The organism is Bradyrhizobium tropiciagri (genome assembly GCF_001189845.1).
Classification (GTDB): domain Bacteria; phylum Pseudomonadota; class Alphaproteobacteria; order Rhizobiales; family Xanthobacteraceae; genus Bradyrhizobium; species Bradyrhizobium tropiciagri.
Genome location: NZ_LFLZ01000032.1, coordinates 80,787 through 94,240, shown reverse-complemented (window position 1 = coordinate 94,240; position 13,454 = coordinate 80,787). Strand labels below are relative to the sequence as shown.

Annotated in this window: 14 protein-coding genes; 9 read left to right on the top strand and 5 right to left on the bottom strand. The window is 65.8% G+C overall.

Annotated elements, in window-relative coordinates; translation table 11 throughout:
• Window positions 1-97: 97 nt before the first annotated feature.
• From cnbZ to hemC, 8 genes are all read left to right on the top strand, one after another.
• The gene (gene cnbZ / locus AKN84_RS24355; RefSeq protein ID WP_050423125.1) at window positions 98-850 is read left to right on the top strand and encodes a 2-amino-5-chloromuconate deaminase CnbZ; all 753 of its coding nucleotides are present in this window, start codon (window positions 98-100) and stop codon (window positions 848-850) included.
• 124 nt (window positions 851-974) lie between these two features.
• A complete protein-coding gene (locus AKN84_RS24350) occupies window positions 975-2,567 on the top strand; it encodes an NAD(P)/FAD-dependent oxidoreductase (protein ID WP_050423124.1) in 1,593 nt (530 codons plus the stop codon).
• Window positions 2,567-2,977 (top strand): c-type cytochrome, encoded by a 411-nt coding sequence (locus AKN84_RS24345; protein ID WP_050423123.1) that lies wholly within the window; start codon window positions 2,567-2,569, stop codon window positions 2,975-2,977. The genes AKN84_RS24350 and AKN84_RS24345 overlap by 1 nt, the downstream gene beginning before the upstream one ends.
• Window positions 2,978-3,061: 84 nt before the next feature.
• Complete coding sequence (locus AKN84_RS24340) at window positions 3,062-3,550, top strand: Rid family hydrolase (protein WP_050423122.1); 489 nt, start codon at window positions 3,062-3,064, stop codon at window positions 3,548-3,550.
• Window positions 3,551-3,693: 143 nt separating this feature from the next.
• Window positions 3,694-5,112: a M20/M25/M40 family metallo-hydrolase gene (locus AKN84_RS24335; protein ID WP_128971115.1), complete on the top strand. Its 1,419-nt coding sequence runs from the start codon at window positions 3,694-3,696 to the stop codon at window positions 5,110-5,112.
• Complete coding sequence (locus tag AKN84_RS24330; protein ID WP_050423120.1) at window positions 5,112-5,930, top strand: aspartate dehydrogenase; 819 nt, start codon at window positions 5,112-5,114, stop codon at window positions 5,928-5,930. The genes AKN84_RS24335 and AKN84_RS24330 overlap by 1 nt, the downstream gene beginning before the upstream one ends.
• A complete protein-coding gene (pncA, locus tag AKN84_RS24325; protein ID WP_050423119.1) occupies window positions 5,930-6,550 on the top strand; it encodes a bifunctional nicotinamidase/pyrazinamidase in 621 nt (206 codons plus the stop codon). Before AKN84_RS24330 ends, pncA begins: the two co-directional genes overlap by 1 nt.
• A gap of 102 nt (window positions 6,551-6,652) precedes the next feature.
• A complete protein-coding gene (gene hemC / locus AKN84_RS24320) occupies window positions 6,653-7,624 on the top strand; it encodes a hydroxymethylbilane synthase (RefSeq protein ID WP_128971117.1) in 972 nt (323 codons plus the stop codon).
• Between the two features lie 11 nt (window positions 7,625-7,635).
• Here the strand turns inward: hemC and AKN84_RS24315 are convergent, their stop codons facing one another.
• Window positions 7,636-8,424, bottom strand: coding sequence for a crotonase/enoyl-CoA hydratase family protein (locus AKN84_RS24315; protein WP_050423117.1), 789 nt, complete (start codon window positions 8,422-8,424; stop codon window positions 7,636-7,638).
• Between the two features lie 31 nt (window positions 8,425-8,455).
• Window positions 8,456-9,586, bottom strand: a complete 1,131-nt coding sequence (locus tag AKN84_RS24310; RefSeq protein ID WP_167351869.1) for an aromatic ring-hydroxylating oxygenase subunit alpha — start codon at window positions 9,584-9,586, stop codon at window positions 8,456-8,458.
• Window positions 9,587-9,757: 171 nt separating this feature from the next.
• On the opposite strand from AKN84_RS24310, the gene AKN84_RS24305 reads away from it, so the two are divergent.
• On the top strand, window positions 9,758-10,708 hold the full coding sequence (locus tag AKN84_RS24305) for a LysR substrate-binding domain-containing protein (RefSeq protein WP_244485463.1): 951 nt from the start codon (window positions 9,758-9,760) through the stop codon (window positions 10,706-10,708).
• Here AKN84_RS24305 and AKN84_RS24300 read toward each other — a convergent pair.
• The 3 genes from AKN84_RS24300 to AKN84_RS24290 are packed head-to-tail and all read right to left on the bottom strand — an operon-like array spanning window position 10,705 to window position 13,253.
• Window positions 10,705-11,397 carry a DUF1045 domain-containing protein gene (locus AKN84_RS24300; protein WP_050423116.1) on the bottom strand — a complete coding sequence of 231 codons (693 nt, stop codon included), beginning with the start codon at window positions 11,395-11,397 and terminating at the stop codon, window positions 10,705-10,707. The genes AKN84_RS24305 and AKN84_RS24300 overlap by 4 nt on opposite strands.
• Window positions 11,398-11,418: 21 nt before the next feature.
• Window positions 11,419-12,591, bottom strand: coding sequence for an alpha-D-ribose 1-methylphosphonate 5-triphosphate diphosphatase (locus AKN84_RS24295; RefSeq protein ID WP_050423115.1), 1,173 nt, complete (start codon window positions 12,589-12,591; stop codon window positions 11,419-11,421).
• On the bottom strand, window positions 12,588-13,253 hold the full coding sequence (locus tag AKN84_RS24290) for an LbetaH domain-containing protein (protein ID WP_050423114.1): 666 nt from the start codon (window positions 13,251-13,253) through the stop codon (window positions 12,588-12,590). Before AKN84_RS24290 ends, AKN84_RS24295 begins: the two co-directional genes overlap by 4 nt.
• Window positions 13,254-13,454 lie beyond the last annotated feature (201 nt).

Below are 13,454 nucleotides of genomic sequence, written 5' to 3'. Positions count from 1 at the left end.
CGCCAGGACGACAGCCGTGATGAAATCGAGCGGTTCGTGTGTATCCTGCATCGCGAAATGACGTCGGCGTGACGACCGCATCCATACCAGAGGCACCATGACCAGCACCATTGAGGCTTCCGACGGCGGCTACCGTTTCATGCCCGGCGTCAGTCAGTATTCCTGCGGCATCAGTGCGCTGCCCGGTTTTGCCATCGAGCGGGTCAGGTTCGCCGAACCGGTCCCCTTGAGTGCGGGTTTTGAGCGGATCGCCGATATCCTCAAAGCCGCCGGCCGTCCGCTGACGGCGTTCGCCGCCTGCGAACTGCGCTCGCCGGCACCCTTCACCGAGGACGGGTTCAGGGCTTTCAACGAGATCTATATCAAGACGCTGATCGCCTGGGTCGTGATGCGTGACGGCATCAATCCGGTGGCGCGCAGCAATGTCTGTCCAAAACTCGATCCGCCCGCCGAGCCGAGCTTCCACGCCTTCTGCTACACGGTGCCGGTTGCGAAGGACGCGCCGTCGAGCTTCGTCGTGGCCGGCAGCGGCGAGTCGGTCGAAGGCAAGGCCAATTATCGCGATCATACCGTCGCGCCCGGCGATACCAGCCCGGCCGGCATTCTGGCGAAGGCCAAATTTGTCCTTGCCGAGATGGAACGCCGGATGAGCGCGTTCGGCAGCGCCTGGACGGACACCACCGCGGTGCAGCTCTACACCGTCCACGACGCCTATCCGGTGCTCGAAAGCGAGCTCGGCCGCCGCGGCGTGCTGCGCAACGGGCTGACCTGGCATTTCGATCGGCCGCCGGTGGTTGGGCTCGACTTCGAAATGGATTGCCGGCGGGTGCATCGCGAGCGCGTGGTGTGATGTATCGGTTGCGTGACGCATCAAAAGCGCGTGTGGCTGCATGTGGAAGCGTGTGCCCTTTCTTGACACGGGTCGCGTCAACCGTTTCCCTTCGACATCGACGTCGGTGGCTGGGTGAACGCGGGTGCAGAACGAATCTGTGATCAGGCGGCGGGATTTGCTGGCGCTGATCGGGACTATCGCCGGCAGTTCGGCGATGTATCACGCGATGACGAGCCTCGGCTTCGCATCCGAGTCCGCCTATAAGGGGCCGCTCAAGCTCACGGGCGACGTGAAGGGCGCTTCGGTGCTGATTCTCGGCGCCGGGCTCGCCGGCATGACGGCGGCGCTGGAACTGCGCAAGGCCGGCTACAAGGTTCAGATCCTCGAATTCAACAATCGCGCCGGCGGCCGCAACTGGTCGATCCGCGGCGGCGACAGCTTTACCGAGCTCGGCGGCTTCAAGCAGACCTGCCAGTTCGAGCAGGGGCTCTATCTCAATCCCGGCCCGTGGCGGATTCCCTATCATCATCGCGCGCTGCTCGATTGCTGCCGGCGGCTCAACGTGACGCTGGAACCCTTCATCCAGCTCAACCACAACGCCTATCTGCACGCGACGCGTGCATTCGACGGCAAGCCGCAACGGTTTCGCAGCATCAAGGCGGATTTCCAGGGCGGGGTGGCTGAGCTGCTGGCGAAGGTCAGCCAGCAGGGCAGGCTCGACGAGTTCGTCAGCAAGGAGGATCAGGAGATCCTGCTGCAGGCACTGCGCGACTGGGGCGCGCTGGATCGCGACTACAAGTACAATGCCAATCTGCGCTCCGCCGACGTCCGCGGATATGCGCGCGATCCCGGCGGCGGCTTGATGGGCGATCCGCTGCCCAGCGATCCGATCTCGCTCCAGGAGCTGCTGCGCTCGCGGATGTGGCGCTACGTCCAAAGCTTTGCGCACTATGATTTCCAGCCCTCCATGTTCCAGCCGGTCGGCGGCATGGATATGATCGGCAAGGCGTTCGCGCGCGAGGTCGGCGATCTCATCCGCTACAACGCCAAGGTCACGCAGATCCAGCAGAACGGCTCGGGCGTCACCGTGAGCTATGTCGACACCGCCAGTCCCTCCGCGGTGCAGCAGGCGACCGCCGACTGGTGCATCTGCACCATCCCGCTGCCGATCCTGAGCCAGCTGCCTCTGGATGTCAGCGGGCCGATGAAGAATGCGATCGATTCCTTGCCCTACGCCGCCTCGGTGAAGGTCGGGCTGCAGTTCAAGCGGCGGTTCTGGGAGGAGGATGAGGCGATCTACGGCGGCATCAGCTACACCGACCTGCCGATCCGGAATATCGGCTATCCGAACTATGGCTTCAACCGCGGCGGCCGCGGCGTGCTGCTTGGCGCCTATCTGTATGAGGGCGCCAATTCGTTCGAGTTCACGGCGATGACGCCGGCCGAGCGGGTCGCCAGCGCGGTCGAATTCGGCGCCAAGATCCATCCGCAGTACAAGAGCGAGTTCGAGAACGGCGTCGCGGTGGCGTGGCATCGGGTGCCGTTCACGCTCGGCTGCGCCGGGGAATGGACCGAAGCCGGGCGGGCGCAGCATTACCGCAATCTCTGCCAGATCGACGGCCGCATCGCGCTGGCGGGCGAGCACGCTTCGCAGCTGCCGGCCTGGCAGGAGGGCGCGATCCTGTCCGCGCTCGACGCCATTACCCGAATGCACGAACGCGTGGTGAAGACGTGATGAAGCAGACAGGAACATCCGTTGTCGCGGCGCTGCTGCTGCTGCTGTCGGCGACCGCGGCGTCTGGTCAGGACAGCGGGGCGGGCAAGCGCACGTTCTCTTCGGGCTACCGTTTCGTGGAGATGACCGGCGAAGAGCTGTTCGGCAATGTCTGCCAGGGCTGCCACATGCCGGATGCGACAGGGGCGAGCGGCGCCGGCACCTATCCCTCGCTTGCCGGCAACAAGAATCTCGAATCCGGCAGCTATCCGATCTATCTCGTCATCAACGGCCGCCGCGGCATGCCGGCGTTCGGCGACATGATGACCGATGGTCAGGTGGCCGCCGTTGTGAATTATCTGCGCACGCACTTCGGCAACAATTATCAGGACGCGGTGACGACCAAGGATGTTCAGGACGCCCGCCGCTGACAACGAGAAGCGTTTTCAAGCGAAGTGGGCACCGGTTCGCGTGAAGAAAACGCGTCAAAACAAGAGTCATTCGGGGAGAGTTTGATGAAATTCATCGGTATTGTGTTGGGCGCCGCGCTGTCGGCGATGGCGACCACGGCCTCCGCTGACGTGGTCAGGCATCCGATACCCAACTCGACATTCCCGATCGCGCAGGCCGTGACCGTCACCGGCAACACCACGACGGTCTATGTCAGCGGCCAGGTGCCGCCGGTCGTCAACAAGGATGCCGATGCGTCCAGCCCGCAGGCCTATGGCGACACCAAGACCCAGACCGTCGGTGTGCTCAACCGCATCAAGGCCATCCTGGAAGGCCAGGGGCTTGGCATGGGCGATGTCGTCAAGATGCAGGTGTTCCTGGTCCACAACGCGTCCGCGCCGATGGACTTCAAGGCTTTCATGGAGGGCTACACCCAGTTCTTCGGCGGCAGCCAGCCGAACCTGCCGGCGCGCTCGGTGGCAGGCGTCGCCGCACTCGCCAATCCCGGCTTCCTGGTCGAGATCGAGGTGATCGCGGTCAAGGAAGCCAAATAAGGACACGAAATAAGGACTCCAAATAGCGTGCACGAAAGCGCGGAGCATGCGCGCGGAAATTGAAGGGCTCGCCGTCTTGCCAAAGCGCGTGTCGCCTGTCTGAATTCATCTCCGATCAGGTGATGGAATTCTGGGAGAGCACGATGTCGCACAAGGCCCGAAACATGGTTCGATCGCTGCAGCTCGCGACAGCGTTCGCCCCGGTGCTGCTCGCGTCCGGCGCCGGCGCGCAGGGACTGACCGAGCAGCAGCAATTTGCCCGCGGCATCTACCAGGAGTTGGTCGAGATCAACACCACCACCGCGACCGGCGACACCCAGAAGGCGGCCGAGGCGATGGGCGCGCGGCTCCGCGCCGCCGGCTTCCCCGAGGGCGACGTGCACGTGTTCTCGCCGGCGCCGCGCAAGGGCAATCTGGTGGCGCGGCTGCACGGCTCCGGCGCGCGCAAGCCGATCCTCCTGGTCGCTCATATCGACGTCGTTCCTGCGCTTCGCGAGGACTGGTCGGTCGATCCGTTCAAGCTCACCGAGCAGGACGGCTATTTCTACGGCCGCGGCTCGAGCGACGACAAATACATGGCCTCCGCCTTCATCACCAACCTGATCCGCTACAAGAAGGAGGGCTACAAGCCCGACCGCGACATCATCGTCGCCCTCGAGACCGACGAGGAGATCCTCGATGCCAACGGTCTCGGCATGCAGTGGCTGATCAAGAACCACCGCGACCTGATCGACGCCGAGTTCGCGCTCAACGAAGGCGGCGGCGTCGGCCTCAAGAATGGCAAGGCGATCCGCAACAGCGTGCAGACCAGCGAGAAGGTCTCGATCGGCTATCAGCTCACCGTCAAGGATAGCGGCGGGCACTCGTCGCTGCCGCGCAAGGACAATGCGATCTATCGCCTCGCGGAGGGCCTGGTGCGGCTCTCCAAATACGACTTCCCGATGAATCTCAACGAGACGACGCGGATCTATTTCACGAAGACCGCCGAGGTCGACAAGCCGCATGCCGACGATATCAAGGCAATCCTGGCGCCGCAGCCCGACCCGGCAGCGCTGGCGCGACTGTCGGAGAATCCCGGTTACAACGCGCAGCTCCGCACCACCTGCGTGGCGACCATGCTGGAAGGCGGCCACGCCATCAACGCGCTGCCGCAGCTGGCAACCGCCAAGGTGAACTGCCGGATCCTGCCCGGCGAGCCGGTCGAAGGCGTTCAGGCGACGATCGAGCGCGTGCTTGCCGACAAGCAGATTGCGGTGACGCCGACCGGCAAGGCCGTGCTGAGCCCGCCATCGCCGCTGAACGAAGAGATCATGGGGTCGATCGAGAAGCTGTCGAAGGAGTTCTGGCCGGATGCCGCGATCGTTCCTGTGATGAGCACCGGCGCCACCGACGGCAGCTACCTGCGCAATGCGGGAATTCCGACCTATGGTCATTCCGGGCTGGGCTCCGATGTCGATGACAACCGGAACCATGGCAAGGACGAGCGCGTGCTCGTAAAATCCTTCTACGAAGGCGAGGAGTATCTCTATCGCCTGGTCAAGATGCTCGCCGGCGGGAAATGATGGCTGACAACAAGACAAAGTTGCGGGTAGCGGTCGCCGGTCTCGGCGCGATCGGCACTGATGTCGTCAAGGCGCTCGATCAGGGCATCGAGGGCCTGACGCTGGTTGCCGTCTCGGCGAACAATCCAGACAAGCACCGCAGCTGGGTCGCGGAGCTCAAGTCTGCGCCGAAGCTGGTGCCGATCGATGAGCTGGCCGAGGTCGCTGACATCGTGGTCGAGTGCGCGCCGAGCAAGATGGTCCGCTCGATCGTGGCGCCGGTGGTCGAGCGCGGCAAGACTGCCGTGGTGCTCAGTGTCGGCGCGCTGTTGCAGAACGAGGACCTCGTCGAACTCGCGAAGGCTCATGGCGGCCAGATCATCGTGCCGACCGGCGCGCTGATCGGGCTCGATGCCGTGACCGCGGCGGCGATCGGGACCATTCACTCGGCGAAGCTGGTGACACGGAAGCCGGTCGCGGGTCTCGTCGGCGCGCCGCATCTGGTCGAGAACAACATCCGGATCGAAGGCATCACCGAGCCGCTGCGCATCTTCGAAGGCAGCGCGCGCGACGCCGTCAAGGGCTTCCCGGCCAACATCAACGTCGCGGTGGCGCTGTCGCTCGCCGGCATCGGCCCCGACCGCACGAGGGTCGAGATCTGGGCGGATCCAACGGTGACGCGCAACACCCATCGCATCGAGGTCGATTCCGACTCCGCGCGGTTCTCGATGATTATCGAGAACATCCCCTCGGAAAACCCCAAGACCGGCCGCATCACCGCGCTGTCGGTGATCGCCTGCCTGCGCAAGCTGCGCGCATCGTTGCGGATAGGCACCTGATGAAGATTGCGCCCGACGATCTGTTCCTGATCATCGACGTGCAGAACGATTTCTGCCCCGGCGGCGCGCTGGCGGTTGCCGACGGCGATGCCGTCGTGCCCGTGGTCAACCAGCTCGCCGCGCGCTTCGACCATGTCGTGCTGACCCAGGACTGGCATCCGGCGGGCCACAGCTCGTTTGCGACCTCGCATCCCGGTGCAGCACCATTCTCCTCGATCACCATGCCCTATGGGCCGCAGACGCTGTGGCCGGATCATTGCATCCAGGGCACATCGGGCGCCGCGTTTCATCCCGGTCTCGCGACCGACCGGGCCGAACTCGTGATCCGCAAGGGCTTCCGCGCCGCGATCGATTCCTATTCGGCGTTCTTCGAGAACGACCTGATAACGCCGACCGGGCTCGCCGGCTATCTGCGCGAGCGCGGCCTCAAGCGCGTCGTGATGGCCGGGCTCGCGACGGATTTCTGCGTGCAATATTCGGCGCTCGATGCGCGGCGGCTGGGGTTCGAGACCACGGTCGTGCTGCCGGGCTGCCGTGCCATCGACCTCGGCGGTTCGCTCGCTGCCGCCACCGCCGCGATGCGCGACGCCGGCGTGGCGCTGGTCGAGGAGGTCGCCTGAGCCTGGCGCGGCAGGGGCAAAAACCATTGTTTTGACTGGCCTTTTGTTCTAATCCCCAGCCGTTGATGATCACGCAGCGGAGCTTTCGTGTCGGGACAGGTTTTGCGGATAGGGACGCGCAAGAGCGCGATGGCGCTCGCGCAGACGGACGAGGTCGCGCGGCTGCTGCGTGCCTCGGCGGGCGACCTTGCCGTCGAGATCGTCAAGTTCGAGACCCGCGGCGACCAGGACCAGACCAGCAAGCTGCTGCGCCACGGCGGCAAGGGCGGCGCCTTCGTCGCCGAGATCCGCGAGGCCATGCGTGCCGGCACGTTGCAGGCCGCGATGCATTCGCTGAAGGATGTGCCGGGCAATGAGGAGACGCCGGGTCTCGTCCTTGCGGCGATGCTGGCGCGCGACGCCGCCAATGACAGCCTCGTGCTGCGGCCCGGCCTGTCGCTGGAGACGCTGCGCGCCGCACGCGGCAAGGGCTTCATGATCGGCACCAACGCGGTGCGCCGCGCCGCCTATCTCCGCCGGCTATTTCCCGAGGCGACCGTGATCCATTATCGCGGCGCTGCCGACACGCGCGTCGCAAAACTCGATCGCGGCGACAAGCAGCGGCTGCCTGATGGCGGCGAGGTGGGGCCGGCGGATGCACTTGTCATGGCGCGCTCCGGCCTCGAGCGCATCGGCATGACCGCGCGCATCGCGCATGATTTCTCCGTCAACGAAATGCTGCCGGCGGTGGGCCAGGGCATCGTCGCGGTCGAATGCGTCGAGACCGATTGGGCGACGCGGGCGCGGCTTGCCGCGATCGACAACGCGCCGTCGCGGCTGGCCGCCGAGGCCGAGCGCGAGGTGCTCTGGGTGCTTAACGGCCATTGCAACTCGCCGATCGCCGGCCATGCCACGCTCGCGGGAGCCGAGATGACGCTGCGCGCCTCGGTGCTGGATGAGGCCGGAGCCGGCTTCATCGAGGTGACGCGGAGCGGGCCCGCCGATCGGCCGAGTGAGCTCGGCCGCGCCGTCGGGATGGAGCTGCTCGCGAAGGGCGCCGCCGAGATCATCGCCCGCACCCGGGTGGACGAGTAGCGGCGCGCTGCTCAGACGATGTCGGCGAAATCGCCGTGCCGGCCCTTGCCGCCTGCGAAGCGGCGGGCGCCGGCCTCGGTCTCGCCGGTCGCGACCGTCGCAAGTCCGAGGCGAAACTCGTTCAATGTGGCCTGGTCCCAGCCGAGCTCCCATTGCTCGATGGCGGAGAGCCGGTCGCTGCGCAACGCCGCCTGCGGCAACCGGCAAAGTTCATGGGCGAGGCTGCGCGCCTCGGTGAGCGCTGTGCCAGGCGCGACCACGCGGTTGGCGAGCCCGATCCGCCCGGCCTCCTCGCCGGAGACGCCGCGTCCGGTGAGGATCATGTCCATCGCGCGGCTATGTCCGATCAGCCGCGGCAGGCGCACGGTGCCGAGATCCATCAACGGCACGCCGAAGCGCCGGCAATAGACGCCGAAAATGGCATCGGTCGCCGCGACCCTTAGATCGCACCAGATTGCGAGCTCGAGCCCGCCTGCCACGGCCGGTCCCTCGACCGCGGCGATCACCGGCTTCGACAGCTTCATCCGTGTCGGGCCCATCGGGCCGTCGCCGTTCTCGACGCGGTGGCCGCGATGGCCGGCCGCGGTGCGCTTGAGGTCGAAGCCGGCGCAGAACGCGCCGCCCGCGCCGGTCAGGATCGCGACCGACAGCGACGGATCGCGATCGAACGCGCGGAACGCCTGGGCCAAGCCCTGCGCGGTCTCCGGATTGACCGCGTTGCGCGCCTCGTCATAGCGATCGATCGTCACGATCGCGATCGCCTGCTCGGTTCGGTATTTGACGGTCGGATGGTCCAGCATGGTCGGTCCTCGCTAGCAATGTTGGATTGGATCAGCGTGCGCCGGTGCGGCCGTCGATGATCTCAGCCAGGTTCCGGTGAAAATGCCTGATCGCGCCTTCGAACAGGCCGAAGGTGAAGTGATCGTTCGCCCGCGTTGCGAGCCCACGCTGCGCGGCGCAGGCCATCTCGCGGTCTTCGGCCGCGCCCGCGGTGACGAAGTCGCGTCCCTGGGCGACCGCGGTGCGGCCGTCCTCGGCGGCGATCTGGTTCGACAGCGTGTAGGTGACGAGCCGGGTGCGGTCCGCGGCGAGCGGCTCGAGCACCGTCATCAACCGGTAGGTCGGGAAGGTCGACAGCATCACATTCGGAAACAGGTGATAGACATGCGTCAGCATGCCGGCAGTCCTGCGTTCGTGCGGCGGCACGTTGCGCAGCTTCTCGATGCGCCGATAGGGGAAGCTGATCCGGCTGTTGCGGCCGAAGGCTTCGATCACGTTGAGATTGTCGTATTGCAGCGGATAGAACGTATCCTGATGCGTCGACCGGATGTGATAGCCTTCGAGAAAGCCTTCGGCGACGATCTTCCAATTGGCCTCGACCTCCTGCGTGGCGATCGAGTAGAGCTTCCAGTCGTCGCCGAACAACGCCGGCATGCCGCTCGTGTCTCCGGTTGCGGCGGGTTCGTCCTGCGCGACCAACACCAGGCCATCGCGTTCGATGCAGGTGACCGGCACAAGGCCGTGCGTGCTCTTGTCGAGCCCGGGAAAGCCGTATTCGTCGGGGACGCCGCGCAACCGGCCATCGAGGCCGTAGGTCCAGCCGTGATAGCGGCAGGTCAGCGCCTTCTTGCAACCGGCGCCGTCGACCAGCTGCACTCCGCGATGCCGGCAGGCGTTGCGGAAGGCGCGCGCGACGCCGTCCGCGCCGCGGATCGCGACAATAGGCGTCAGCGCCGCGTCGCGTGCGACATAGGCGCCGATTTCGGCGAGCGCGGCGGATGGGCAGAACGGCGTCAGCGTGCGGCGGAACACATGGTCGATCTCGGCTGCGAAGCGATCCTGCGACAGATAATGCGCGACGGGCTCGTGCCAGACGCCGTCGCTGAGATCGGTCGACTTCGCGTCGATATGCCTGAGGATGCGATCAACGATCGAGGCCTCGTCCGCGAGCTGTGTCGTCATCGCCGTTCTCCCGTTCGATTGGCCGGGCTTGCCGCCCAGTCTGTTTCGGTGGACAGAATTTCGCATTGCCGGGCACAGGACAAGCGAAAGGAGCTTGGTTCAGATGAATGACACTCATCCGAAGTAATTTTCCGGACGACACCGACGGGTGCCGACCGTTAGGATCGGACCATGAGCAAGAGCAACGCAAGGTCGGCGCGCCGGTCGCCGTCGCAGGGGAGGGATGACCTCGCCGCAGCGAGCCTCGGGCCGGCGCATCTGCTGGCACTGCAGGCATTCGATGTCGCGGTCAGGCTCGGCAGCTTCAAGGAGGCCGCCGGCGTGCTGAACGTCAGTGCCTCGGCCGTCAGCCATCGCATCCGCAATCTCGAAGTCCATCTTGGCGTCGCGCTGTTTCACCGCGCTCATCGCGTGGTCCGGCCGACCCATGCCGGCGAGAAGCTGGCCGCCGCGACAGGCCGCGCCTTTGCATTGTTGGCGCAGGCGGAATCGGCGGTCGAGGCGGCCGGCCAACGCCGGCTGCGGCTCAAGGTGTTGCCGCAATTCGCCTCGGCCTGGCTGATCCCACGGCTGTCCGCGTTCCTCACCCGGCATACCGAGCTCGATCTCGCGATCGAGACCTCGAACCGCAATGTCGATTTCGACACCGAGACATTCGATGCCGGCATCAGCTTCGGGCCCGACAAGCCCGAAGGCGTCGTCGCGCATCGGCTGATGGAGGTGAGGACCGTTCCGGTCGGTGCGCCGGCACTGGCGCGGCGGTTGAAGCTGCGCACGGCGGCAGACCTCGGCCGCGCCGTGCTGATCGATGTCACGACATTCCCGGCAGCCTGGCCGCTCTGGTTCAAGCATGCCGGCGAGCCGGCGCCACCCGCAACGCGCGCGATCTCGGTCGACAGCTTCGTGGCCGCGTTGCAAGCTGCCGAACGCGGCGCGGGTGTTGCGCTCGCGCTTGAACCCTTCATCGCCGAAAGCGAGCGGCGCGGCACGATCCGCCAGCTCCTGCCGGTCGGCCACGTCACCGGCAGCTATTGGCTGGTGCATCCGCCCGGCGCGCAGCGCAATCGCGCGCTGCAGACCTTCAAGAAGTGGCTGCTGGCTGAGCTCGCGAAACCGAACTAGGTGGCTCGCAGCGGCCAGCTACCGATGATCCGGAAGCGAGACGCTGGATCCGCTTGCTTGAATAGCGCGATGCGGTCGATTGAGAGCCTCGTGAGGTCGATCGCCGCGAACCGCTCGCGCAGCTGTGCCACGATCGGGCCGCGCCGCTCGTCGCTCAACCGGCCGGTGAGTGTCATGTGGAAGCGGAATTCTTCCATGACGTAGGGATAGCCCCAGCGACCGAGATAGTCGCGCTGCCGTTCCGTGAGACGTTCGGGTTTGCGTCGCGCACGATCTTCCGGCGTCAGCGGTGCACGGAAGCTGTCGAATTCGGTGACGCAGTCGGCGGCAAGCTGCTGGAGTTCGTCGGAGCGCTTCGCCGGAATCACGGCGATGAAGCCGCTGATCGCATCGACCACCGGCTCGATCACGGGAATGCGTCGGGCCTCGCCGGCGAAGGCAGCGCAGGCAGCGAGAAGGTCGGACTCGCTCTTGTCGTCGGCGAGCGCGGTTGGGGCCTTCAGCGTGGCGTGGAAGCCATACTTGCGGGGATCTTCCGTCACTTCGCGCCAGTCGGGCGTGACGCCATCGGGAAACGGCAGGTCGTCACCATCAACCGCATCATAGCCGAGCAGCGCCGAACCGAAGCGGTGCAGGGCGCTGTCGGGTGACGGCGCGTAGTAGATCGCGTAGCGCGGAGTGTTGGCCATGGCAGGAGACATCGAGCCGGGCTATGCCGCCGCAACCGTCTTGCGCGGTGCGAGCGAATGAACAAGGCAGCTCGCATCCGCCAGATGCACGAGACGTCCGGCCGCTATCACCGCAACGATGCGCGGCCGCAAGGGTGCCTTGTCGTCGACGACGATGATGTCGGCGCGGCGGCCGGTGGCGAGCACGCCGCGATCGGCGAGCCCGGCCGCGCGCGCCGACGCCGACGAGATCAGGTCCCAGGCTTTGGCAAGCGGCAGGATGCCGTCGGCGGCGAGGCGGAACGCGGCGAGCAGCTGCGCCGGATAATAGTAGTCCGAGGCCAGCACCGAGCAGAGGCCCTGCGCGATCATGTCGGACGCCCTGGTCCAGCCGGTGTGGCTGCCGCCGCGCACCACGTTGGGCGCGCCGAACACGATGAAGTCACCCGCGGCCGCGGCATCGCGGGCGGTCTCCACATTGACCGGGAATTCGGCGATCGTGGCGCCCAGCGCGCGGAACTCCTGGCGCATTGCCGGGCTGTTGTCGTCATGCGAGAGCATGCGGATATCAGCCGCGCGTGCAGCCGCGGCCAGCCGCGCGATCGAGGCGGGTACCTCGGGACGGCGCGCCACGATCCGATCGAGCATGTCGTTGACGGCCTCGAGCGAGAGCCCGGCGCGTTCGGCAAGCTGGTTGCGCTTGTTCGGCTTGACGTTGCTGTGGTCGTTGAAGGCGAACAGGTCGATGCGGCCTTCGGTGAGCCACTGAATGATCTCGGCCTCGGCCTCGAGATTATGGGTCTCGTGGCGCAGGTGGAAGCGTGTATCGGCGGCGAGTTGCGGCCGCAGCGCCTCGATCGCATCGAGCAGCTTGCGCGCGTTCTCCGCGCTGCGCAGCCCGGGCTCCCACGACCATGTCGTGCCGTGGAACACAGTGGTGATGCCGTTGGCGATCGCCTGCCGGTCGCTATCGATCAGCGCCACGTCGGTCGGGAAGTCGACGCCGGGGCGCGGCATCATCTGCCGCTCGAACGCATCGCCGTGCAGATCGATGATTCCCGGCAGCACCAGCAGGCCGCCGGCATCGATGTGGAGCGCGGCGCGGCCCTGCTCGGCGTCGAGCGCGCCGATGTCGCGGCCTGTGGTCCGCAGCGAGGTCTCGACCAAGGCACCGTCAACCAGTGTGCGTCCGCCTTCGATGAAAATGTCCGTCACGATGCGGCGCTCCGTTGCTTGTCCTGTGATTGGGATACGGCCTCGGCCTCATACTTGTCGAGGAATTCCTCGACCGCGAGCTTGCGAAAGTCAGGGAGGGCGCGGCGAAGTGTTTCGTGATCCCAGTCCCACCACGCGAGCGCGGTGAGGCGATCCGCTGTTGTCTCGGAAAAGCGTCGCTTGACCGGGCGCGCCGGATTACCGGCAACGATGGTGTAAGCGGGAACATCCTTGGTCACGATTGCGCCGGCGGCGACGACAGCGCCGGTTCCGATGTTCCGTCCAGCGAGCAGAATCGCGCCGTGACCGATCCAGACGTCATGGCCGATATGCACGTGATGCGCACGTCGCCAGTTGAAGGAGTCGGTGTCGTCGCTCTCTCCGGGAAAATAAGCGCTGGCGCGGCAGGTGAAATGCGCCTGAGTCGCCCGATGCATCGGGTGGTTGCCGGGATTGATCCGCGTCATCGCTGCGATCGAGCAGAACTTGCCGATCGAGGTGTAGGTGATCTGGCTGTCGTTCACGACGTAGGAATAGTCATCCATGCTGACTTCAAGCAGGATCGTGCGCGCGCCGACCTCGGTGTATTTGCCGAACTTGCTCTCGCGCACCGACGCAGTCGGGTCGACAGTCGGCACAACCGAGAGTGTTTTTCCGGCCATCAGGGCCTCCGCAAATCTTGAAGAATCTTGGGCTTCCGGGGGATGCGCGCTCGTCTTCTTGACGCTTGATGACAACATCATGACGTTGTGATGACAGCAAGGGACGACGAGGACGGGGTGTGGACGATCGCCGCACCGCAGCGCGGTCGTCACATAACTGTAAAACGCCGGGGATAGCGATGGCGCAACGCGACGCGGTTG

Coding starts and splice junctions, on each gene's coding strand:
- AKN84_RS24340 (WP_050423122.1), top strand. CDS start 3,062: ATGAAATTCATCGGTATTGTGTTGGGCGCCGCGCTGTCGGCGATGGCG.
- AKN84_RS24345 (WP_050423123.1), top strand. CDS start 2,567: ATGAAGCAGACAGGAACATCCGTTGTCGCGGCGCTGCTGCTGCTGCTG.
- AKN84_RS24305 (WP_244485463.1), top strand. CDS start 9,758: ATGAGCAAGAGCAACGCAAGGTCGGCGCGCCGGTCGCCGTCGCAGGGG.
- AKN84_RS24300 (WP_050423116.1), bottom strand. CDS start 11,397: ATGGCCAACACTCCGCGCTACGCGATCTACTACGCGCCGTCACCCGAC.
- AKN84_RS24335 (WP_128971115.1), top strand. CDS start 3,694: ATGTCGCACAAGGCCCGAAACATGGTTCGATCGCTGCAGCTCGCGACA.
- pncA (WP_050423119.1), top strand. CDS start 5,930: ATGAAGATTGCGCCCGACGATCTGTTCCTGATCATCGACGTGCAGAAC.
- cnbZ (WP_050423125.1), top strand. CDS start 98: ATGACCAGCACCATTGAGGCTTCCGACGGCGGCTACCGTTTCATGCCC.
- AKN84_RS24310 (WP_167351869.1), bottom strand. CDS start 9,586: ATGACGACACAGCTCGCGGACGAGGCCTCGATCGTTGATCGCATCCTC.
- AKN84_RS24315 (WP_050423117.1), bottom strand. CDS start 8,424: ATGCTGGACCATCCGACCGTCAAATACCGAACCGAGCAGGCGATCGCG.
- AKN84_RS24330 (WP_050423120.1), top strand. CDS start 5,112: ATGGCTGACAACAAGACAAAGTTGCGGGTAGCGGTCGCCGGTCTCGGC.
- AKN84_RS24290 (WP_050423114.1), bottom strand. CDS start 13,253: ATGGCCGGAAAAACACTCTCGGTTGTGCCGACTGTCGACCCGACTGCG.